Origin of the sequence: Endozoicomonas sp. ALE010 (assembly GCF_049310165.1) — a bacterium.
Taxonomy (GTDB): domain Bacteria; phylum Pseudomonadota; class Gammaproteobacteria; order Pseudomonadales; family Endozoicomonadaceae; genus Endozoicomonas.
Genome location: NZ_JBLYNV010000001.1, coordinates 131,857 through 154,113 on the forward strand (window position 1 = coordinate 131,857; position 22,257 = coordinate 154,113).

Sequence of the window (22,257 nt, forward strand, 5' to 3'; positions counted from 1 at the left end):
TGATCAGAGCTTGCCTTCAAGTTCCGGAATAGCTTCAAACAGGTCTGCTACCAGACTATAGTCTGCAACCTGGAATATGGGCGCTTCTTCATCTTTGTTGATAGCAACAATGACTTTACTGTCCTTCATTCCAGCCAGATGCTGAATGGCTCCGGAGATACCAACGGCGACGTACAGCTTGGGAGCAACAATCTTACCGGTTTGTCCGACCTGCATGTCATTGGGTACATAGCCTGCATCCACGGCAGCACGGGAAGCACCGACTGCAGCGCCAAGCTTGTCCGCTACTTTGTAAAGTAACTCGAAGTTCTCTCCATTACCCATGCCACGACCACCGGACACAATGATGTCCGCAGCCGCCAGCTCAGGACGGTCAGACTGAGCCAGCTCTTCGCTGACAAAGCTCGACACTCCCGCATCATGACTGCTGGCGACGGTTTCTACACTGGCAGATCCACCTTCCGCAGAAACCGGGTCAAAACCTGTGTTCCGAACGGTAATAACCTTGATAGATGCACTGGACTGAACCGTGGCAATGGCATTACCGGCGTAGATCGGACGAGCAAAGGTATCTTCGCTTTCCACACGGATGATGTCAGATATCTGATCAACATCCAGTAAAGCTGCCACCCGTGGCATCATATTTCTGGCATCGGTTGAGGTGGATGCCAGTACGTGAGAGTAATCCTTGCCCAGTTCAGCAACCAGCAGGCTGACATTTTCAGCCAGTCGGTTTTCCAGTGCAGCATTCTCGGCCAGCAAGACTTTTGATACACCCGCTACAGCAGAGGCCTGCTCTGCAACTCCGCTACACCCGGACCCTGCAACCAGCAGGTGAATCTCTCCCCCGATTGCGGTGGCAGCTGCAACCGTGTTCAGCGTTCCCGCTCCGAGCGTGCTGTTATCATGATCAGCAACGACTAATATGGCCATTAGATCACCTTCGCCTCATTTTTTAATTTTTCTACCAGCTCATCCACGCTGGCCACCTTGATACCCGCCTGTCGTTCAGCCGGTGGTTCTACTTTGATCGTCGTTAAAGTAGACGACACTGCTACACCGAGATCTTCTGGTGATTTGACATCCAGAGGCTTACGCTTGGCTTTCATAATATTGGGCAGTGATGCGTAACGCGGCTCATTCAGACGCAAATCCGTGGTAATCACTGCGGGCAGCTTCAGGCTTAACGTCTGTAAACCGCCGTCCACTTCACGGGTAACATTAACGTTATCACCGTCAACATTGACTTCTGAGGCGTAGGTTGCCTGAGACATACCGGCAAGTGCCGCAAGCATCTGACCGGTCTGGCCATTGTCACTATCGATGGATTGTTTACCCAGAAGAACAAGGTCAGGCTTTTCTTCATCCACAATGGCCTTTAGCAGTTTGGCAACTGCCAGGGAACCCAGGGGCTGATCAGTCTGAACCTGAATGCCTCGGTCTGCACCAAGAGCCAGCGCTGTTCGTATCTGCTCCTGGCACTCTTTGGCACCAAGGGATACGGCAACGATTTCTGTAGCGACACCTTTCTCTTTGAGTCTTACTGCTTCTTCAACAGCAATTTCACAGAAAGGGTTGATTGCCATTTTGACGTTGGTGAGATCGACGTCAGTGTTATCCGCCTTCACTCGAACCTTGACGTTATAGTCAATGACTCTTTTGACGGCTACTAATATTTTCATGAGTTCGCAGCCTTCCCTTCTCGTTATTGGCTAGGTCTTGAATTGTCGAGCAGATAACGAACAACCGGACAGACAAATTTTATTATCATTCAGCAACCTGTGTTCACACATCTGCTGGAGCGCAGTCTACCAGTACGTCAATAAGGGTTCAAACGTATGTTTCAGTCAGTTCACTCAGATATTCTTATTTAAGACAGGTGTCTGTTACTATGCATTACCGGAAATACACCTGATCCTGCTGGTTGTAGAATAGCTGTGGAGGACAAGATAGCAGCTGTTCAGCAGCCGGAACATTGCTGTGTATAGGTATTAATAACTAATGACGTGTTGTCCATTTAGGGAAACACTGAGTATAATGCCAAACAATTTCAAACAGTTGTTTGAATACCGTTCTGAAAATAACACTCCGACAGGGAGGAAGCTCATCATGGAACGCGAATCCATGGCATTTGATGTCGTTATCGTGGGTGCAGGCCCTTCCGGCTTGTCAGCCGCCTGTCGGCTGATGCAATTGTCTCAGGAGCAGGACAAAGAACTCAGTGTCTGCGTTGTTGAGAAAGGCTCCGAAGTTGGCGCTCATATCATCTCGGGGGCAGTTTTTGAACCAACGGCGCTTAATGAGTTGTTTCCCAATTGGAAAGAGCTGGGTGCGCCGTTAAATACTCCAGTGTCATCCGATGATATTTATGTACTTCGTTCTGAAGAAAAATCCATAAAAGTACCCAACCTGTTTGTGCCTAAAACCATGCACAATGAAGGCAATTACATCATCAGTCTCGGCAATCTCACCCGCTGGCTGGCGGAGCAGGCCGAGTCACTTGGGGTGGAAATTTTCCCGGGATTCCCCGCCCAGGAAGTGCTGTTTAACGACGATGGCAGTGTCAGGGGCATTGCCACCGGAGATATGGGGATTTCAGCTTCCGGTGACGAGAAAGACAGCTTTATGCCAGGTATGGAGCTGCACGCCAAATACACACTCTTTTCCGAAGGATGCCGCGGGCATTTGGGCAAGCAACTTATCAGCCATTTTAAGCTGGATGAAGGGCGTGATCCTCAACATTACGGCATCGGCATTAAAGAGCTGTGGGATATCGCACCCGAGAAGCATCAACAGGGCCTGGTGGTTCATACTGCCGGCTGGCCACTGGCTGAAAGCGGGTCTACCGGTGGCGGATTCCTCTACCATCTGGAGAATAATCAGGTAGTACTGGGCCTTATTACCGATTTGAGCTATTCAAATCCGCATCTTAGCCCCTTTGAAGAGTTCCAGAGGTTCAAAAAGAGCCCTGTTATCAAACAATACCTGGAAGGTGGAAAACGGGTTTCCTATGGTGCAAGAGCACTGGCCAAAGGTGGGCCACAGTCATTACCTGAGATGACTTTTCCGGGCGGACTCTTGATTGGTTGTGACGCTGGAACCATGAATGGTGCCAAAATAAAAGGCTCCCATACCGCCATGAAGTCCGGCATGATTGCGGCAGAAGAAGTGTTCAAGTCGGTGAGTGCAGGCTCTGAGGGCGGCAATAAACTGGAATCCTTTGATGAGGCATTCAAAGCGTCCTGGCTTTATAAAGAACTGCATCAACAGCGGAACTTCGGTCCGGCCATGCATAAATTTGGTAACATCTTTGGTGCTGCCTTTGCCTTTGCAGACCTCAATATTTTCAATGGCAAATTGCCATTCACCCTGCACGATACCACTGCGGATTACGCCCAGCTCAAGCCAGCGGCAGAGTCCAGCCCCATCAACTATCCAAAACCTGATGGTGTGATCACCTTTGACCGGTTGAGTTCAGTGTTCCTCTCGAATACCAATCACGAGGAGGATCAGCCTTGTCACCTGAAGCTTAAAGACGCAACCATTCCGCTTAAGCAAAACCTTCCGGCTTATAATGAGCCAGCACAAAGGTACTGCCCTGCCGGGGTTTATGAGATTGTGGTGGACGAGAATAGCGGAGAAAACCGGTTTCAGATCAACAGCCAGAACTGCGTTCACTGTAAGACCTGTGACATCAAGGATCCCGCTCAGAATATCACCTGGATTGCCCCGGAAGGTGCTGGCGGCCCGAATTATCCAAACATGTGAGTTTTCCTGCAATGAGGGTGGCTCAGCCACCCTCAACAACTCCCAGGGAATAGTTTTGCCCCTGACTGCGAATGCTTAACTCTATCCCCTCAGTCACCCGGGTTTCAACGGCCTCTGCCACTAACTGGTAAAACACATTGCGATTTACCAATGCATCCAGTCGATCTCTAACCCGGATATAAGGCACGAATTCTCCGGTTTTCATACTTTTGATCATTTTCAGATCGTGTTCATTGCTTAGCACTACCTCATCACCAACATTGGTGGTAAAAAGGTATTCAGGACCATTCGCACCATCACGAACCTCTGCAGAAACCGCGACAAATGGCGCATCATCCACCTGGATTCTTACTTTTTCTACCGGAGTAACCAGGTAGTAATGGCCATCATCATCATGCCTGAGAACTGAAGCAAACAGCTTCACCATTGATTCCCTGCCAATGGGGGAGCCATTGTAGTGCCAACGGCCATCCCGACTGATGCGCATATCAATATCACCACAGAAAGGAGGGTTCCAACTGTGTACAGGAGGCAATCCTTTTTTCTTATTCAAAAACTGCAGATTTGCCACAATATTTTCCGGCTTTGATCCATTGTTCACAAAGCATACTCCCATGCTTGCTGGCTATTCAGCCCATTATTATGCCTTATTTGGTAATAACAGCTTTTTGATGTTTTTCAGGGTGCTTGCCATCAAGCAGATGTACTCATGAAAAAATGTCAATTTTATCTCAATTCATAATGTCAAGAATAACCAATGCTAACATAAAGAAATAAAGATTGGCTCAGGACTGGAGTATGGAACTCTTCAAAATGGTTGCGGGATGCCTTACAGACTGGCTAAGCCACAACGTTCAGGAAAGAACAAGCCCCCTGTGTGATTTTGAACGTGTCAGGCATGAAATTAAGCCCTGCGATGTTCTGTTGGTTGAAGGAAGATCCAGAGTCAGCCGGGTTATTAAGCAAACAACTCAAAGCCCCTGGTCCCATGCCATGCTCTACCTTGGCCGACTACACGACATTGAGGATGACAGAATTCGCCAGATTGTCAGTGAATCCTATGGCGGCTCCCCTGATGAACAACTGATTATTGAGAGTGAACTGGGAATCGGTACCGCCATCCAGCCCCTGAAAAACTATGAAGGGGAGCATTTGCGGATATGCCGACCTAAAGGTCTGAGCTACAGTGACAGCCAGAAAGTCATACACTACGCAACCAGCCGCCTGGGTATGGATTACAATGTCAGGCAGATTCTTGATCTTGCCCGGTTCTTCTTCCCCTACTCTTTCCTGCCCAGAAGACTTGGCTCCTCGTTATTTCAGCATTCTCCGGGTCAGGAAACAAAAACCGTCTGCTCAACCATGATTGCTGAAGCTTTTAGTTTTATCCACTTTCCCATCCTGCCCCTGGTTAAACACGATGGCGATGCCGGCGTACAACTCTTTCAACGAAATCCAAAGCTGTGCACGCCCCGTGACTTTGATTACTCCCCCTACTTTCAGATTATCAAGTATCCATTTCTCGATTACAGTCATCACGCAGATTATCGACTATTGCCCTGGCATGGTCAGCGGGTTCTGGAGGGTCGAGAAGCGGATTTTTATATGTCTTCCCAGCAAATTGAGCAGCTACAGAAAGAAAGCACTGTGGATCATGAGGTTTTGGGTGATGCGGCTCCCCTCTCTCCTGATAAGAAAAACAGTGGTGAGAGCGGCTCTGTTTCAACTCACTGATCACTCCAGGCGCATGCTGCCATTTAATCATTTTCCAGGTTTTTGATGCATAACAAACGAAAAGCCGTTCATGCAGACAAAAGTAGACACGGCCAACTTACTCTTCGCCTGACCAACTAAAGATCTTTAAGAGCCACGAGGATCAAGAGCTGAAACATAAAAGGCAACCAAAAAGAAACCCGCGCTTCTGGGGGAAGAAGACACGGGCTAAGACCATTAGGAGTGAAACATAGGTACACAATCCAAGTACCAAGGTCATTACTGACCTAGACTGATCTGTTCGTAGGGGGAAGTCGATCAAACCAGCATCGTAAGTATGATTCAGAATCAAAATACGTCCATTGAAGATTAAGATCATTTTATAATATTAAGAGAAATTCAAAGAAATCAATAGCTCACGGCTCACACTCGCCATTTGGGCGTGTGATTTTAAGCAAGGAGAACCACTCTCAAAACATGAGGACACAGGCACCGATTCATGAACTGAGACGGAGCGAACTCTGGGCAGAATACCCAGAGCTATAAGAATCAGGAAACAGGGGTATTCATCTGTTCATATAAAGTATCGCAACGCTGTGCCAATGCCCGATCAATAGCCAGCACGCCACTGCCCTCATCGGATTGATGGGTTCCCCAGGCAATAGTTACCTTGCCCCACTCAATAACAATTCGCGGATGGTGGACATGAGATTCGGCCAGACAGGCAATGGCGTTACAGAATGCCAAAGCTCGAGAGTATTTTTTAAAGTCGAAGGATTTTTCAATATGATCAATGCTGTCATACTGACAGGAAACCCAGTCATTCATACGTGCACTCCTGTTATTGAATAAAAACCGAAATTCAGTCTAATTCAAATATAAGGGGATGGCATCAGAAATGCAGGTATGCAAATTGTCTGGTCATGCTGTGGAGAAAGTGCACAGACCCTGCGAGGCAGTCTATACCTGCAAGAAGCTTGCGGTGCCTTACCGGCAACAACCCAAAGCACGGGGTAAGCGGTTGCCGGATGCCTACTGAACTGCCAGGAGTCACCAGTAATCCAGGTTAGGAATTACGCCTTCTCAGTTTCTGCTTCAGCCTCTTCAGACTTCAGCTGCTCAAGCTCCTGAGTTGCGGTATTCAGCTGCTGGGTAAGCTGCTTTTGTTTGGTTTTCAGACCACTGTTTTCACCAGTAAGCGTGCGATTCTGTTCCTGAAGACGCTTGATCTGCTTCTTCATTCGATCAGGATTGCTGGCTCTCAGATCTTTCAGTTCATTTTCCATGTTTTTCAGCTGGGCAGCAGCTTTTTCAGCTTTCTTCTCGGCAGTTTCCAGGCGCGATTTGAGCTGGCTTACTTCCCGATTGTGTTGCTCTGTAATTTCAATAAGAGCTGCCAGGCGTTGCTGTTCAATGATATCCATTTCACTGCTTGTATCAATGCTTCCGCCCATGCTCAGGGTACCCATAGATTCGATTACCTCCGGGGAGTTTTATAAGATAGGAATTAATAAAAAGCTTCCACCAGCGCGAGAGTTACGCACTGAAGCGAGAGAAATATTAAGAAGATATGAGTTATTCTTCATTAAGCGGCTGGTTAAAAGCAGAATATCAGTAGACTAGGTGGCGGAGTCTAATACATAAAAAGACATATTGAAAGGCTTATCTGAAAAATGAACAGATAACTTTGCCTGTCTAGGGAATTTTTTACCAAATTGCAGCCATACATGGCCAACTTGCAAATTCATGGGCTAAGCCCGGGTTATAGGGTATTCTGATGGGAGCAGTAATCCTGATACTGCACCAATGCACTCAACAGCTTGATAAAACAACACGTTAGACAATGCCTGAGACAATAACACTTTTGCCGGACCATGTTATCAGCTTTCCTCCCCTTGAGCATGCGCTTAAACAGCCGGACGGGCTTTTGGCTATTGGGGGCAATCTTGCGGTGGACACTTTGGTAATGGCTTACCAGCAAGGCATTTTTCCCTGGTTTAATGAGGGCGATCCTATTTTATGGTGGTCACCCTCCCCACGAATGGTGTTGAAACCGGGAGAGCTGTATTTATCCAGATCATTACGCAAGCTGCTGCGAAAAGAGCTCTACCGGGTTACTTTTGATGACGACTTTGCAGCGGTTATAACGGCCTGCTCAAGTATCCGCAGGGACTCAGAAGGAACCTGGATTACCGATGAGATGATTGACGCCTACACAGCTTTGCATGATGCCGGGCATGCACACTCTGTTGAGGTCTGGCAAGAAGACAGGCTGGTTGGAGGGCTTTATGGGGTAGCTCAAGGGCGAATTTTTTTCGCGGAATCCATGTTCAGCCGAGAGAGCAATACTTCCAAAATCGCCATGGCAGCCCTTTCTGAACAACTTTTAGCCTGGCAGTTTGAACTGATTGATTGTCAGGTCTATTCAGACCATTTGGACTCTCTTGGGGCAAAATTGATTTCAAGATCCAGATTTGTAGATTATTTGGACCGCTATTGCTCACAGACACCTTCCTGTTCAGACTGGAAACAGGAATGGCAATGGAATGACCTTCGATAATGAGCCAGTACAAAAATATCAAATTTTATGCCACACAACCCCATGAATGCAGTTACCTGCCAGAGGAGCAGGCAACCACACTATTTATGGATCCGGAAATTCCGCTGAACAAAGAGTTGTGCAGTGATCTTGCCGACGTTGGGTTTCGACGAAGTGGCCAGCATATTTACCGCCCACACTGCAACCGCTGCAGGGCCTGCATACCGGCAAGAATCCCTGTAGATGCCTTTCAAATGAGAAGAACGCAGCGAAAGACCTGGAATCGCAACTCTGCACTCAGGGTTGCCAAGGTGTCTGCAGACTTTCAGGATGAGCATTATCTGCTCTATGAAAAGTATATCAATCAATGCCACCAGGATGGTGATATGTATCCTGCAACGATTGACCAGTACACCTCTTTTCTGGTTGAAAGCACCGAATTTACCGCATTTTATGAGTTCCGTCTGGACGGACAACTGCTTGCAGTATCGGTGGTAGATCATTTACGCAGCAGTCTTTCCGCAATTTACACCTTCTACGATCCGGATTGCTCACAACGCAGCCCTGGTCGATATTGTATTTTATGGCTTATCGATCATGCCAGAAAACTCGGGCTACCCTATCTCCATCTGGGTTATTGGATCCGGAAATGCCAGAAAATGAATTACAAAATCGAATACCGCCCTCTGGAGCTTTATGTCAGTCAGGAATGGCGACAACTGAAATAATACGACTGACAGTAAAGGGTGCTTTGCTTTACCAATTGTTTTCAGGCAGAATGCCCAACAAATTTAACCAAGCCGTACCAACCCCTTTGAGGTAGTTATTTAATGGCAAAAGAAGAGAGTCTGGAAATGGAGGGTGTCGTTATTGACACCCTTCCTAATACGATGTTTCGTGTAGAACTGGAAAATGGCCATGTTGTTACCGCGCACATCTCCGGAAAAATGCGCAAGAACTACATCCGCATTCTGACTGGCGACCGGGTAAAGGTAGAACTGACGCCATACGACCTGACGAAAGGCCGTATCACTTACCGTTCTCGCTAACAGCGGTGCTCACCCCTGAGCACCTACCCGCTGTCTTCTAACCTGCCCCACCATCAATTGCCTCCAGATCGGAAGCACGGCTTTTCGCTGCCTCAAACTTGAGGTACAACTCTCCCTTGCGAACGGTTACTTTTACATTACCACCATGCTCGGCAAGCTTTCCGAACAGAATCTGTTCCGCCATGGGCTTTTTCAAGTGTTCCTGAATAACCCGCCCCATAGGCCTTGCACCCATCTGGCGATCAAACCCTTTCTCCGCCAGCCAGCTGCGAGCCTTGTCATCAACATCCAGCTGCACGCGCCTCTCATCCAGCTGAGCCTGGAGCTCAGTGAGGAATTTATCAACCACATGCTTGATAATTTCATCATTGAGTGAGGCAAAAGGAATAATGGCGTCCAGACGATTTCTGAATTCAGGCGTGAAGGTTTTCTTAATGGCCTCATTGCCGTCAGTGGTATGATCCTGCTCAAGAAAGCCCATGGAGCTTCTGGTCATGTTTTCAGCACCGGCATTGGTGGTCATGATCAGAATCACATTTCTGAAATCAGCCTTACGACCATTGTTGTCCGTCAGGGTGCCATGATCCATAACCTGCAGTAACAGGTTAAACACATCGGAGTGGCCTTTCTCTATTTCATCGAGCAACAGCACACAGTGCGGCGTTTTATTGATGGCCTCTGTTAACAGACCGCCCTGGTCAAACCCGACATAACCCGGGGGTGCCCCTATAAGGCGTGAGACAGTGTGGGCTTCCATATACTCAGACATATCAAAGCGCACGAGCTCAATACCCAGGGCCTTTGCCAGTTGGCGACAAACTTCTGTTTTGCCGACACCGGTTGGTCCGGAAAACAGGAAGGAGCCAACGGGTTTTTCAGGTGCCTTGAGGCCTGCTCTTGAAAGCTTGATAGCAGTGGATAATGAAGTGATCGCCTCGTCCTGTCCGAACACCACCATTTTCAGATTGCGCTCAAGCTTGCCAAGCAATTCCTTGTCAGAGGAAGAGACAGACTTTGGCGGAATCCTGGCCATCTTGGCGACAATCCTTTCCACATCATCGACATCAATAACTTTTTTCCGTTCGGACTCAGGCTGAAGCCGCTGATACGCCCCTGCTTCATCAATAACATCAATGGCTTTATCGGGCATATGACGATCATTAATGTAGCGGTCTGCCAGTTCGGCCGCCGCTTTCAGGGCTTCATCCTGATACTTGATAGCATGATGCTCTTCGAATTTCTTCTTCAGTCCCAGCAGTATCTGGAAGGTGTCTTCAACGTTGGGTTCGACAATATCCACTTTCTGGAATCTTCTTGCCAGTGCCCGATCTTTTTCAAAGATCCCACGAAACTCCTGGAATGTGGTAGAACCGATACAGCGCAGCTCGCCGGAAGTCAGCATTGGCTTCAGAAGGTTTGAGGCATCCATCACTCCGCCAGAAGCTGCACCTGCACCAATGATGGTATGAATTTCATCGATAAAGAGAATCGCATGATCCAGTTTCTTGAGTTCACTCAGTAACTGCTTGAAACGCTTTTCAAAATCACCACGATACTTGGTCCCGGCCAGAAGCGAACCCAGGTCAAGGGAGTAAACAACAGCCTTGGACAAAACCTCAGGCACGTCACCATCAACAATCCGACGGGCCAGGCCTTCAGCAATGGCCGTTTTCCCTACCCCGGCCTCGCCAACCAGCAAAGGGTTGTTTTTCCGGCGACGGGTAAGAATCTGGCAGACCCGCTCTACTTCTTCAGCCCGACCAACCAGGGGATCAATTCTGCCAAGACGCGCCTGATCATTCAGATCAGTGGCATACAGTTTGAGGGGGTTCTTGCTGCTGCCACCACTGTTGCTCTCCGGCTCCATATCATCAGACAGATCATGACCAAGCTCTTCGAGCTCCTGACCCGGCGTCTTGGATATTCCGTGGGCAATAAAATTAACAACGTCTATGCGGGCCACATCTTGTTGCTTCAGGAAGTAGACAGCCTGGCTTTCCTGCTCACTGAAAATAGCGACCAGTACATTAGCACCGGTCACTTCCTTTTTACCGGAGCTTTGCACATGAAAAACAGCACGCTGCAGTACTCGCTGAAAGCCAAGTGTTGGCTGCGTTTCACGCTCATGGTCATCGCCGGGGATTAATGGGGTCGTTGAGCTGACAAACTCAGTGAGGTCCTGGCGAAGTTTATGAAGATCAATTCCGCAGGAAACCAGGACTCTGGCTGCGGATTCATTATCAAGCAAAGCAAGTAAAAGATGCTCAACCGTCATAAATTCATGACGATTATCGCGGGCGTCTTTAAATGCATTATTCAGTGTTGCTTCGAGGTCTTTGTTAAGCATATGGTGTAACCTTGAAAACGCTAATCGGCCTTTTCTGTCTTGCACAGCAGGGGATGGTCGTTTTCTCTGGAATATTCATTAACCTGCTGAGCCTTGGTTTCCGCGACATCCTTGCTGTATACACCACAAACGGCTTTTCCCTGGGTATGTACCATCAGCATAATTTGAGTCGCCTTCCCTTCTGGCATACTGAAAAACTTCTCCAGTACCTCAACAACAAAATCCATTGGTGTAAAATCATCATTCAGGAGCAAGACCTGATACATGGGAGGGGGAGCCAGTCTGGTTTTTTCCGGAACGACTGCAACGCTCAGATCACCTTCCTGTTCCTCTCCCTCTTTTTGCAAGCTTAGACGAAACAGTTCGAGATTACTCATGGTTTTATGACTGCCAACCTTCGATTTGTAACTTAACTGTCTGGTAACCAACAGCACACTCAGGGCACCGCAAGTATTTACTACTGCCAATCATAAAAGCTAATCATAAAAACAACGAGCACAAAATACTGATCGGCACGGTTTACAGACATTTGATGACAGAAGATAAATTAGTGCACACCTACTAAGAAATTGACAAATTTGCCAGGATTTCTCTTCTCATTCTAAAGATACTGGAGCAAATCACAATGACCGACTTTCGAAAATTGATCGGGCGACTCACAACAACAGGAGATAAACGTGGAAAGTACAATAAAAAAAGGGGGGATAAAATATTAAAGCCGGAAATGAATTTCCGGCTTTAACTGATGAAAAGTTAACTGAAAACTTACATGTGGTTAATTATTTCATCGGCAAACTCTGAGCACTTGACTAACGTTGCACCCTCCATCAGTCGCTCAAAATCATAGGTAACGGTCTTGGCACCGATAGCACCATCCATACCCTTGATAATGAGATCTGCCGCCTCACTCCAACCCAGGTGTCGAAGCATCATTTCAGCAGAAAGAATGACGGAACCCGGGTTTACCTTATCCTGGCCTGCATACTTTGGAGCAGTACCGTGGGTGGCTTCAAAAACGGCCGTTGGCGCACCGATATTGGCACCAGGAGCAATACCGATACCACCTACCTGGGCAGCAAGCGCATCAGAAATGTAGTCACCATTCAGGTTCAGGGTGGCAATGACATCATACTCTGCCGGGCGCAGGAGAATCTGTTGCAGGAAAGCGTCAGCAATCACATCCTTGATAACAATATCTTCACCGGTATTCGGGTTTTTGACAGTATGCCATGGACCACCATCCAGAGGCTGGCCGCCAAAGTATTCAACAGCTGTCTGATAGCCCCAATCCTTGAAGGCACCTTCCGTAAACTTCATGATATTACCCTTGTGAACCAGGGTAACGGATTTACGGTTGTTATCGATGGCAAACTGAATTGCCTGCTTCACCAGACGTTCGGTGCCCTCTTTTGAAACAGGCTTGACCCCAATACCACAATCTTGCTCAAACCGGATTTTGGTAACGCCCATGTCATTGCGCAGGAAGTTGATCAGCTTTTCGGCTTCAGCACTGCCAGCCTGCCACTCGATACCTGCATAGATATCTTCCGAGTTTTCACGGAAGATCACCATATCCGTTTTTTCCGGCTCTTTTACCGGGCTTGGCACACCCTTGAACCAGCGCACAGGACGAATGCAGGCAAACAGATCCAACTCCTGACGAAGAGCCACGTTCAGCGAGCGAATACCACCACCAACCGGCGTTGTCAGTGGGCCTTTAATGCTGACAACATACTCTTTGAGAGCCTCAAGTGTTTCTTCCGGAAGCCAGGTGTTATCGTCGTAAACCTGAGTAGCCTTCTCACCGCAGAAAACCTCCATCCACTCGATTTTGCGCTGCCCTTTGTAGGCATTCTTCACAGCAGCATCAACAACTTTCAGCATTGCTGGTGAAACGTCAGCACCAATACCGTCACCTTCAATATAAGGTATGACAGGGGTATCGGGAACATTCAGGGAGAGGTCCTCGTTGACAGTGATTTTGTCACCGTTGGCAGGCACCTTGATCTTTTGGTATCCCATTATCAACTCCGTTCTCTAATCATCGGTTTAGCCAGATCAAAGACTGGTTCAACGCTTCTTGTCGTTATTTAAAGCATGCAGCCATATCCAACAGCAGTGTCAGCAGGATAAAAGCACTGCTGACAACGGCAAGCTGACCGCACAAAAACGCGTATACCATATACCATCCTTAGCCAGGAATAAACGAAGTTTTGTTACAAAAGCGAAACCGGCATCTGCGTTTACCACTATAAATTTCCATCGGTATGGCGCTTATTTAGCGGGAAAGGTAAAATGGCCAGCTATTTTTGACAGGTGGCAGTATACCCCAGTGATAAAACATCCCTCCCAAACCAAAGTGATTGTTGGCATGTCCGGCGGTGTTGACTCGTCCGTATCCGCTTTGCTTCTGCAACAGCAGGGCTACCAGGTGGAAGGACTTTTTATGAAGAACTGGGAGGAAGATGACGGGTCTGAATACTGCACCGCAATGACCGATCTGGCCGATGCCCAGGCCGTCTGTGACAAACTTGGCATTCATTTACATAAAGCCAATTTTGCCGCTGAATACTGGGATAATGTTTTCGAACATTTTCTCAATGAATACAAAAACGGCAGAACTCCGAATCCGGATATCCTGTGCAATAAAGAGATCAAGTTCAAAGCCTTTCTGGATTACGCATTCACCCTCGGCAGCGATTACATAGCGATGGGGCATTACTGCCGTCGTGTGGATCGTGATGGTCATAGCTATCTGGTGAAAGGGGTTGATAACAGTAAAGATCAAACCTACTTCCTCCATGCGGTAAGCGAACAACAGATTGCCCGCACTCTCTTTCCGGTCGGTGACCTGGAAAAAACTGAAGTTCGACGCATTGCCGAAGAGCACGGTCTGATCACCCATAACAAAAAGGACAGCACCGGCATCTGCTTCATCGGCGAGCGCCGATTCAAGGACTTTTTGCAGCAGTACCTGCCAGCACAACCTGGCGTTATTGAAACGGAAGATGGCAAGGTGATTGGTGAACACTCGGGTTTGATGTACCACACCATTGGCCAGAGACAGGGGCTTGGGATCGGCGGACTGAAAAATGCCGATGAAGCGCCCTGGTATGTACTTGATAAAGACCTTGAAAGAAATGTGCTAATCGCTGGCCAGGGCAAGGATCACCCCCTGCTCTTCTCAGATAGCCTGACCTGCTCGCACATCGACTGGGTTTCAGGAAAAGCGCCACAGATGCCCTGTCAGCTCAAGGCAAAAGTGCGTTATCGCCAGCAGGATCAGGATTGCACGCTTACCCAGGAAGCCAGCGGTGATTACCGGGTTATCTTTGATCAGCCGCAACGGGCAGTTACCCCGGGCCAGTCGGTGGTCTTTTATGATGACCTTTATGGTGAGAATGTTTGCCTTGGCGGCGGTGTTATTGAAACACGAACACAAGCGTCAGCTTGACCTTCACGAACCTGAAAATCTTATCAACGACAACGGAAATCCCAGAGAAGAAGATTGGTGCGATATTCTACAAAGGACCAGGCGGCGGCATTATCTGGCGTGTTCCAGGCCGCAGAGTTGGTAGACAAGCTGGCCAGGACCGGGCAATGGAGTGAAGAGGCTCTGACCCCATCCATCCACAGTATTTTTGTCACCTCACCGGATGATGTCTCCCAAGTTTACGGTGGTTTCAATGGTCTGTCCAAGGGGCGAAAAACCCTGGAGTCCGTGTTAAGCAGGGACAGCTCCGCGATTCAGGGGGATGTTATCCGCTATGCCCTGGCCCTGATTCACATTGAGAAAAAGCTGAGTCGTAACCGGAAGATGCTGAACACCATCGGTGAGCGTCTCAACAGAACCAAAGAACAGGTCGAACATTTTGGCATGCTGCATGACAATGTGATTGCCAGCCTGGCCAGCATCTACCTGGATACCATCAGCACCTTTAAAACCCGGATACAGGTGGCTGGCGATATGCGTCACCTGCAGAACCCGGTTAACGCTAACCGGATCAGAGCCATCCTGCTAGCCGGTATCCGCTCTGCCGCCCTCTGGCGTCAGTGTGGTGGCAGTCGCTGGCACCTGTTCATCAGCCGAAGCAAGTTACTTGATGGCCTCAAGCGACTGTAATAGCTGAATTTCAAAGGGCACTTCCCGGTGCCTGACCCATCCACTGCATCGGAAAACTGCCTGTGATCTCCCTCCTGATCAGCATTCTGCTTCAGGCCAACCGGCCAATGATTAGAATCTGACAGAGGGATCCGTTATCATGCGCCCTTTTCCCCCGAGCTTAAGGCATAAAACATGGAGCTGAATGCACTGACCGCCGTCTCTCCCATTGATGGACGTTATGGTGATAAGACCCAATCCCTCAGAACCATTTTCAGTGAATATGGACTGATCCGCTTTCGGGTTGCGGTGGAGGTTCACTGGTTGCAATCTCTGGCCAGCCATTCTGCCATTACCGAGGTTCCGGCACTGTCTGAACCAGCCAGCCAGTTGCTGAACAGTCTGGTCAGTAGTTTCTCCATGGCCGAAGCTGAGCGGGTGAAAGAGATTGAGCGCACCACCAACCACGATGTGAAAGCGGTGGAATACCTGATCAAAGAGCGCTTTCAGGGTAATGATGAGCTGTCAGCGATCAGTGAGTTTGTCCATTTTGCCTGCACATCGGAAGATATCAATAACCTCGCCCATGGCCTGATGCTGAAAACCGGTATGAGCGAAGCCGTGCTGCCTGAGATGCGTAACATCATCACAGCCATTGAACAGCTGGCCAGGACCCATGCCGACCAGCCCATGCTGTCCAGAACCCACGGCCAGACCGCCTCCCCGACCACCCTGGGCAAAGAGATGGCCAATGTGGCTTACCGCCTGAAGCGTCAGCTGAAACACATCGAAAGCATTGTCCCCATGGGAAAAATCAATGGTGCTGTCGGCAACTACAATGCCCACCTGTCGGCCTACCCGGAAGTGGACTGGGCTGAACATGCCGAGCAGTTTGTTACCAGTCTGGGTCTGGAGTGGAACCCCTACACCACCCAAATCGAACCCCACGACTACATTGCTGAGCTTTATGATGCCATCTGTCGTTTCAACACCATTCTGATCGACTTTGACCGGGATGTCTGGGGCTATATCTCTCTGGGGTATTTCAAGCAGAAGACGGTTGCCGGTGAGGTAGGCTCTTCCACCATGCCCCACAAAGTCAACCCGATTGATTTTGAAAACTCTGAAGGTAACCTGGGCATCGCCAACGCCATTATGCAGCATCTTGCTGCCAAACTGCCGGTGTCCCGCTGGCAGCGCGATCTGACGGACTCCACCGTGCTGCGCAATATGGGCGTTGGTCTGGGTCAGAGTCTGATTGCATACGCGGCGACCCTGAAAGGCATTGGCAAGCTGGAAGCCTCCCCTGCCCGTCTTCAGCAAGACCTTGATAACGCCTGGGAAGTGCTGGCAGAACCCATTCAAACCGTCATGCGCCGCTATGGTATCGAACAGCCTTATGAAAAGCTGAAAGCACTGACCCGTGGTCAGGAAGGCATTACCAAAGCGACTCTGGCAACGTTTATTGATGGTCTGGAGCTTCCTGCCAATGTAAAGGCCGAGCTAAAAGCGCTGACACCAGCCACCTATGTTGGTAATGCGGTAGAGCAGGCTCTGGCTATTTAACACTGACAAATAGTCATCAAAAATAATGTTAAAGAAGATCAGGGAGAATCGTTGACCCAATAGAGAAAACGCTCTCAATTAACCAGCTAACCGGTTGATTGAGAGCGTTTTTATTCGCCCGGGCAGCCAGTCTTTAAGCCAAACCAGCCGCTTTAAACTCTTTCCGCCGTTGATGAAGTACAGGCTCGGTATAACCGTTAGGCTGCTCACAACCCCTGAAAACCAGGTCGCAGGCCGCAGCAAAGGCAATACTCTTATCAAAGTCTGGTGCCATGGGCCGGTAAGCGGTATCAGCGGCATTCTGTCGGTCTACAATCACAGCCATACGCTTCATGGTTGCCATTACCTGCGCTTCTGAACAGATATCATGACGAAGCCAGTTGGCAATGTGCTGACTGGAAATGCGCAGCGTGGCACGGTCTTCCATCAGACCAACGTCGTTGATATCCGGAACCTTGGAACAGCCAACACCCTGGTCAATCCAGCGCACCACATAGCCAAGAATGCCCTGGGCGTTATTGTCCAGCTCTTTCTGGATCAACTCTGCGGATAATTTACCCGGATCGGTCATTACCGGAATTTGCAGAATGTCATCAACACTGGCTTGTTGACGACGGGATAGCGCTTCCTGACGGGCCAGAACATTAACTCTGTGATAATGAACGGCATGAAGTGTTGCGCCATTGGGAGACGGCACCCAGGCGGTGTTGGCCCCTGACAGGGGGTGAGCAATCTTCTGCTCCATCATTTTGGCCATCTCATCCGGCATTGCCCACATGCCTTTACCAATCTGGGCTTTGCCGGGCAGTCCTGTATGGAGACCAATATCAACATTCTGATCTTCATAGGCCTGGATCCAGGTCGACTGCTTCATCTCCCCTTTGGGAATAACAGGTCCGGCTTCCATACTGGTGTGTATTTCATCCCCGGTACGGTCCAGGAAACCGGTGTTGATAAAGACAATACGATCTCTGGCCTCACGGATACACGCTTTCAGGTTTATGGAAGTTCTGCGCTCTTCATCCATAATGCCCACCTTCAAGGTGTTGGCAGGTAGATCAAGCGCCGCTTCGATACGTGAAAACAGCTTGCAGGTAAAGGCGACTTCTTCGGGACCATGCATCTTGGGCTTGACGATATAAATGCTGCCTTCCCGGGAGTTCTGCTGATTACCTGCTTTTTTCTTCAGGTCGTGGATGGCAATCAGGGAGGTGAACATACCATCCATAATGCCCTCCGGTATTTCATTACCCTGAGCATCAAGAATGGCATCATTGGTCATCAGGTGACCGACATTTCGGACAAACATCAGGCTTCTGCCGGGCAAGATCAGCTCACTGCCGTCTGGTGCCGTGTAAATCCGGTCAGAACTCAGCTTTCGGGTCACCGGCTTGCCACCTTTAACGAAAGTATCTTCCAGATCACCTTTCATCAGTCCAAGCCAGTTGCGATAGACCAGGGCCTTGTCGTCTGCATCCACTGCCGCCACGGAATCTTCGCAGTCCATTATGGTGGTAATGGCAGCCTCAACGATCAGATCCTGTACATCCGCAGCGTCATCCCTGCCGATCACACCTTCAGGATCCATCTGAATATCAATGTGTAACTCATTATTTTTCAACAGTATTGAGTCGGGCTTTTCAGGTGTTCCGGTATAGCCACAGAACTTTTCCGGCTCTTTCAGGGATGTGATTGAACCATCCTCAAGTGAAATGGCCAGACTGTTCTCCAACACCTGATAGCGAACGGCGTCTTTGTGGCTACCGGAAGCCAGTGGAGCCGCGGTATCCAGCAATTCACGACCAAACTCAATCACTTTTCTGCCACGAACCGGGTTATACCCTTTGCCCTTTTCTGCTCCTTCGCTGTCCGGAATAGCGTCCGTTCCATACAGCGCATCATACAGGCTGCCCCAGCGGGCATTGGCTGCATTCAAGGCAAAGCGGGCATTCATAACAGGAACTACCAGCTGGGGCCCTGCCTGACGAGCTATTTCGCTGTCGACCTTGCTGGTGGAGATGGCAAAGTCATCCCCTTCAGGCAGCAGATATCCTGTTTCCTCAAGGAAAGACCTGTACTCAGACTTAGTTTCTTCGGTATAACGGTTTTGCTGGTGCCATGCATCAATCTTCTGCTGAAGTTCATCCCGACGAGCCAGAAGCGCTTTGTTTTCAGGGGCGAGGTCATTAACCAACGCTTCGAGGGACAGCCAGAACTTCTCCGGGTCCACACCAGTTCCCGGAACAATGTCATTTACCAGTAAATCATGGAGTACCGGGGCGATTTGCAGGCCGCCTTTCTGGATGCGTTCAGTCATTTCAACCTCACTTCCTGATCATTATTATGCAACTGACGTATACATTATGCTGCAACCATGTACAAGCACAACAATCCAACTGTCAATGTTATCGAAGCGAGAAGGTATGTCCAATTAACGCCCGCAATGACGGCTATTTATCCTGTGAATGGTGGCTGTTAAATGGAAAATTGATCGGGAATAATCAAATTATGAGCGCCCAGGCTGGAGATTTTCGTCTCGCCAATCAGTGCCATGGTGGACTCAAGCTCTTTATAAATGATCTCCAGAGCACGGTTTACACCAGCTTCACCGGCAGCCCCCAGCCCATAAGCAAAGGCTCGCCCAACAAGAACCCCCTGAGCGCCAAGCGCAATCGCCTTCAGTACATCCTGGCCACTGCGCACACCACTATCCAGCAACACATCAACCTGCTGGTTTGCCGCTTTTACAAGACCTGCCACAGTTCTGATGGTTGACGGAGCACCATCCAGTTGGCGTCCACCATGGTTAGAGACCACCACGGCCTGGGCACCTGCATCAATGGTGCGATATAAGTCTTCGGCATTCAGTATTCCCTTAATGATCAAATAACCATCCCAGTGATCACGAATCCACTGTATATCGTTCCAGCTTAATGAGGCATCCAGCTGCTCTGATGTCCACATGGCAAGAGAGCTCAGATTGTTGACTCCTTTTGCGTGACCGACAATATTCCCGAAAGTATGATGTGATGAGAAAGCCATCTTCAAACACCAGACCGGGCGATTAAGGAACTGAATCAGCGATGTGGCGGTTATCCGGGGCGGGGCTGAAAGCCTGTTTTTAACATCTTTATGCCTTTGCCCCATGATGGGCAGATCCATGGTGACAACCAGTGTTTTACAACCTGCCTTTCTGGCTCGTTCCATCAGTTGCAGGGTAAAATCCCGGTCTTTAAATACATACAACTGAAACCAGAAAGGTTGATGGGTCTGCCGGGCAACGTCTTCAATTGAACAAATACTCAAGCTGGACAGTGCAAAGGGAATACCAAATGCTTCTGCAGCCCTGGCAGCCAGAATCTCACCATCAGGATACTGCATCCCTGCCAACCCAACAGGAGCCAGCGCCACCGGCATTGTCACCGGAGTCTGCGCCATAAGAGATGCGGTACTTCTCTGGGCTACATCCACCCCAACCCGCTGTCGAAACAGTAAATGGTTAAAGTCAGAGTGATTACTGTCATAAGTCCTTTCAGACCAGGCACCTGAGTCTACGTAGTCATAGAACATTTTTGGCACACGTTTTCTGGCCAGAGCCTGTAAGTCATGAATAGAGCATATTTGTGCAAGATTGGAGTGAGCGGCAAACATAGGATCTGCCCAAATTTTGTAGGAGTCTGTTAAATCTAGCGGGCAAAAACAAATGTGCAAAATCCGGGAGTTCTGTCTGGTCCGGCTTCAAATTCTGTGAAGGGAAAAAAGAAAGCCCTTTTCTTTTGGGAAAAAGAAAAGGGCTTTTTCAATAACGTCTGCTCTGGTCAATCAGTCGTCCAGGACAACACCCTGCTGCTGCTCAGAGATTAACAAGTAGTATGACTCGGCGATAAATTCCTTGCACTCTTCGGCAACATCAAACAGTGCATGCTCTGCTTCCAGATCACTCAGCCAATCCATTTTTATCTCCAATAATCCAACTGATTTTGTAGTTCTTTAACGGAGGATAATGTCTTATTTTCCTCTTCTGTTTCGCGCAAATCAGCGAAAGCAGGCAAATTAGAACACAGATAAACAAAGAATAACAGTCGCGACTGTTAGTTTATGGTGTTATTTGTTGGCCTGTGTGAAAACAAACGACAAGGTCACTTTCCCGCCACGGATTTAATAATCTGCCTCAGCCACTGATGGGCAGAGTCGTGATGCAGCAAAGGGCTCCAGGCCATGGACAGGTCAAATGATGGAATTTCAAACGGGGGCCTGACGACAGCGAGCCTGGTACTGAATCGTTCAATATCTGCAAGCCGACTGGGAAGCGTAGCGATCAGATCATTCTGGACAGACAACAGCATCGCCACCTGATAATGACGGGTAAAAACACTGATTTTACGTTTTTTGCCAACAGCGGCGAGCGCTTCATCGACCCAGCCCAGTCGCTGTACATCCTCAGGATTAACCCCTACGCCAATCCCCATTCCGGTTTTGCTGGCCCAGATATGCTGGGATTGAAGATAGGTGTCCAGGGTAAAATCAGTCAGTATCGGGTTTTCCCTGCTCATCACACAGGAAAAATCATCCTGCCAGATCCGCGACTGATAAAACGACTGAGGCAGACTGTCAAAACGGTTAATGGCCATATCCACCCAACCTTGCTCCACGTCATGAAAGCTCACATCACTGGGCGTCAGGACATCCAGCGTCACATTCGGAGCCAGTGAGCGAACCTGCTTCAACACCAGAGGGATCAGGGTTGATTCAGCATAATCAGAAGCCATGATCCGGAAAACCCGCTGACTGGTTTCAGGATCAAACTTCTCTCTTGGCTGAATCGTTTTCTCCATGGCCAGTAATGCCTCACGAATCAGTGGCTGGAGTTCAAGTGCACGCTCTGTTGGGGTCATCCCCTCGCTGGTCCGGATCAACAGAGGATCATTAAACAACTCCCGCAGTCTGCGCAGCCCATTACTCATGGCGGGCTGGGTAATTCCCAACTGTTCCGCGGCACGGGTTACGTTGCGCTCCCTGAGCAGAACATCCAGGTAAACCATCAAATTCAGATCAACGCGTGCAATATTCATTCTATAAATACCCGAGATAACTCTTATAAATTACCAGAATCTTTCTCAGGTGTTTAGGATGTGCGACGTAAATCAAACATTTGTTTGAATTTCAACAGTCG

The 22,257-nt window shown here is 48.9% G+C and carries 21 protein-coding genes; 9 read left to right on the forward strand and 12 right to left on the reverse strand.

Annotated elements, in window-relative coordinates; translation table 11 throughout:
• Window positions 1–3: 3 nt before the first annotated feature.
• Together ACO6UY_RS00420 and ACO6UY_RS00425 are read right to left on the reverse strand one after the other, a co-directional pair.
• On the reverse strand, window positions 4–933 hold the full coding sequence (locus tag ACO6UY_RS00420; RefSeq protein ID WP_422444930.1) for an electron transfer flavoprotein subunit alpha/FixB family protein: 930 nt from the start codon (window positions 931–933) through the stop codon (window positions 4–6).
• Entirely contained in the window at window positions 933–1,682 is a 750-nt protein-coding gene (locus ACO6UY_RS00425) for an electron transfer flavoprotein subunit beta/FixA family protein (RefSeq protein WP_101748524.1), read from the reverse strand. Before ACO6UY_RS00425 ends, ACO6UY_RS00420 begins: the two co-directional genes overlap by 1 nt.
• Window positions 1,683–2,109: 427 nt before the next feature.
• Here ACO6UY_RS00425 and ACO6UY_RS00430 point away from each other — a divergent pair, with 427 nt between their 5' ends.
• The gene (locus ACO6UY_RS00430; protein WP_422459169.1) at window positions 2,110–3,768 is read left to right on the forward strand and encodes an electron transfer flavoprotein-ubiquinone oxidoreductase; all 1,659 of its coding nucleotides are present in this window, start codon (window positions 2,110–2,112) and stop codon (window positions 3,766–3,768) included.
• 22 nt (window positions 3,769–3,790) lie between these two features.
• Here ACO6UY_RS00430 and ACO6UY_RS00435 read toward each other — a convergent pair whose 3' ends face one another.
• Entirely contained in the window at window positions 3,791–4,384 is a 594-nt protein-coding gene (locus ACO6UY_RS00435) for a DUF1285 domain-containing protein (RefSeq protein ID WP_422444936.1), read from the reverse strand.
• 182 nt (window positions 4,385–4,566) lie between these two features.
• Here ACO6UY_RS00435 and ACO6UY_RS00440 point away from each other — a divergent pair, with 182 nt between their 5' ends.
• Complete coding sequence (locus ACO6UY_RS00440; protein WP_422444938.1) at window positions 4,567–5,502, forward strand: YiiX/YebB-like N1pC/P60 family cysteine hydrolase; 936 nt, start codon at window positions 4,567–4,569, stop codon at window positions 5,500–5,502.
• 528 nt (window positions 5,503–6,030) lie between these two features.
• On the opposite strand, the gene ACO6UY_RS00445 is transcribed toward ACO6UY_RS00440, so the two are convergent.
• Window positions 6,031–6,309, reverse strand: coding sequence for a 4a-hydroxytetrahydrobiopterin dehydratase (locus ACO6UY_RS00445; RefSeq protein ID WP_422444940.1), 279 nt, complete (start codon window positions 6,307–6,309; stop codon window positions 6,031–6,033).
• A gap of 85 nt (window positions 6,310–6,394) precedes the next feature.
• On the opposite strand from ACO6UY_RS00445, the gene ACO6UY_RS00450 reads away from it, so the two are divergent.
• Window positions 6,395–6,520 carry a hypothetical protein gene (locus ACO6UY_RS00450; protein ID WP_422444942.1) on the forward strand — a complete coding sequence of 42 codons (126 nt, stop codon included), beginning with the start codon at window positions 6,395–6,397 and terminating at the stop codon, window positions 6,518–6,520.
• Between the two features lie 34 nt (window positions 6,521–6,554).
• Here the strand turns inward: ACO6UY_RS00450 and ACO6UY_RS00455 are convergent, their stop codons facing one another.
• Complete coding sequence (locus tag ACO6UY_RS00455) at window positions 6,555–6,950, reverse strand: hypothetical protein (protein ID WP_066016598.1); 396 nt, start codon at window positions 6,948–6,950, stop codon at window positions 6,555–6,557.
• A gap of 374 nt (window positions 6,951–7,324) precedes the next feature.
• Here ACO6UY_RS00455 and aat point away from each other — a divergent pair, with 374 nt between their 5' ends.
• The 3 genes from aat (at window position 7,325) to infA (ending at window position 9,069) form a co-directional block, all read left to right on the forward strand.
• Window positions 7,325–8,041: a leucyl/phenylalanyl-tRNA--protein transferase gene (gene aat, locus ACO6UY_RS00460; protein WP_422444944.1), complete on the forward strand. Its 717-nt coding sequence runs from the start codon at window positions 7,325–7,327 to the stop codon at window positions 8,039–8,041.
• On the forward strand, window positions 8,041–8,748 hold the full coding sequence (locus tag ACO6UY_RS00465) for an arginyltransferase (protein WP_422444946.1): 708 nt from the start codon (window positions 8,041–8,043) through the stop codon (window positions 8,746–8,748). The genes aat and ACO6UY_RS00465 overlap by 1 nt, the downstream gene beginning before the upstream one ends.
• Window positions 8,749–8,850: 102 nt before the next feature.
• On the forward strand, window positions 8,851–9,069 hold the full coding sequence (gene infA, locus ACO6UY_RS00470) for a translation initiation factor IF-1 (RefSeq protein ID WP_020583463.1): 219 nt from the start codon (window positions 8,851–8,853) through the stop codon (window positions 9,067–9,069).
• A gap of 37 nt (window positions 9,070–9,106) precedes the next feature.
• On the opposite strand, the gene clpA is transcribed toward infA, so the two are convergent.
• The 3 genes from clpA to icd all read right to left on the reverse strand — a co-directional run bounded on the left by clpA (window position 9,107) and on the right by icd (window position 13,438).
• Window positions 9,107–11,416, reverse strand: coding sequence for an ATP-dependent Clp protease ATP-binding subunit ClpA (clpA, locus tag ACO6UY_RS00475; RefSeq protein ID WP_422444949.1), 2,310 nt, complete (start codon window positions 11,414–11,416; stop codon window positions 9,107–9,109).
• Window positions 11,417–11,436: 20 nt separating this feature from the next.
• Window positions 11,437–11,793: an ATP-dependent Clp protease adapter ClpS gene (gene clpS / locus ACO6UY_RS00480; RefSeq protein ID WP_101748546.1), complete on the reverse strand. Its 357-nt coding sequence runs from the start codon at window positions 11,791–11,793 to the stop codon at window positions 11,437–11,439.
• Between the two features lie 388 nt (window positions 11,794–12,181).
• Entirely contained in the window at window positions 12,182–13,438 is a 1,257-nt protein-coding gene (icd, locus tag ACO6UY_RS00485; RefSeq protein ID WP_422459103.1) for an NADP-dependent isocitrate dehydrogenase, read from the reverse strand.
• Window positions 13,439–13,748: 310 nt separating this feature from the next.
• On the opposite strand from icd, the gene mnmA reads away from it, so the two are divergent.
• From mnmA to purB, 3 genes are all read left to right on the forward strand, one after another.
• A complete protein-coding gene (mnmA, locus tag ACO6UY_RS00490) occupies window positions 13,749–14,870 on the forward strand; it encodes a tRNA 2-thiouridine(34) synthase MnmA (RefSeq protein WP_422459101.1) in 1,122 nt (373 codons plus the stop codon).
• Between the two features lie 57 nt (window positions 14,871–14,927).
• Window positions 14,928–15,539 (forward strand): high frequency lysogenization protein HflD, encoded by a 612-nt coding sequence (gene hflD / locus ACO6UY_RS00495; protein WP_422444953.1) that lies wholly within the window; start codon window positions 14,928–14,930, stop codon window positions 15,537–15,539.
• A 174-nt stretch (window positions 15,540–15,713) separates the two neighbouring features.
• A complete protein-coding gene (gene purB, locus ACO6UY_RS00500) occupies window positions 15,714–17,084 on the forward strand; it encodes an adenylosuccinate lyase (protein WP_422444955.1) in 1,371 nt (456 codons plus the stop codon).
• A 133-nt stretch (window positions 17,085–17,217) separates the two neighbouring features.
• Here purB and ACO6UY_RS00505 read toward each other — a convergent pair whose 3' ends face one another.
• The 4 genes from ACO6UY_RS00505 to ACO6UY_RS00520 form a co-directional block, all read right to left on the reverse strand.
• Window positions 17,218–19,401 (reverse strand): malate synthase G, encoded by a 2,184-nt coding sequence (locus ACO6UY_RS00505; protein ID WP_422444957.1) that lies wholly within the window; start codon window positions 19,399–19,401, stop codon window positions 17,218–17,220.
• A gap of 158 nt (window positions 19,402–19,559) precedes the next feature.
• Window positions 19,560–20,735, reverse strand: a complete 1,176-nt coding sequence (locus ACO6UY_RS00510; RefSeq protein WP_422444959.1) for an alpha-hydroxy acid oxidase — start codon at window positions 20,733–20,735, stop codon at window positions 19,560–19,562.
• Window positions 20,736–20,906: 171 nt separating this feature from the next.
• Entirely contained in the window at window positions 20,907–21,038 is a 132-nt protein-coding gene (locus ACO6UY_RS00515) for a hypothetical protein (RefSeq protein ID WP_269674385.1), read from the reverse strand.
• A gap of 185 nt (window positions 21,039–21,223) precedes the next feature.
• Complete coding sequence (locus tag ACO6UY_RS00520; protein WP_422444961.1) at window positions 21,224–22,156, reverse strand: LysR family transcriptional regulator; 933 nt, start codon at window positions 22,154–22,156, stop codon at window positions 21,224–21,226.
• Between the last annotated feature and the right edge of the window lie 101 nt (window positions 22,157–22,257).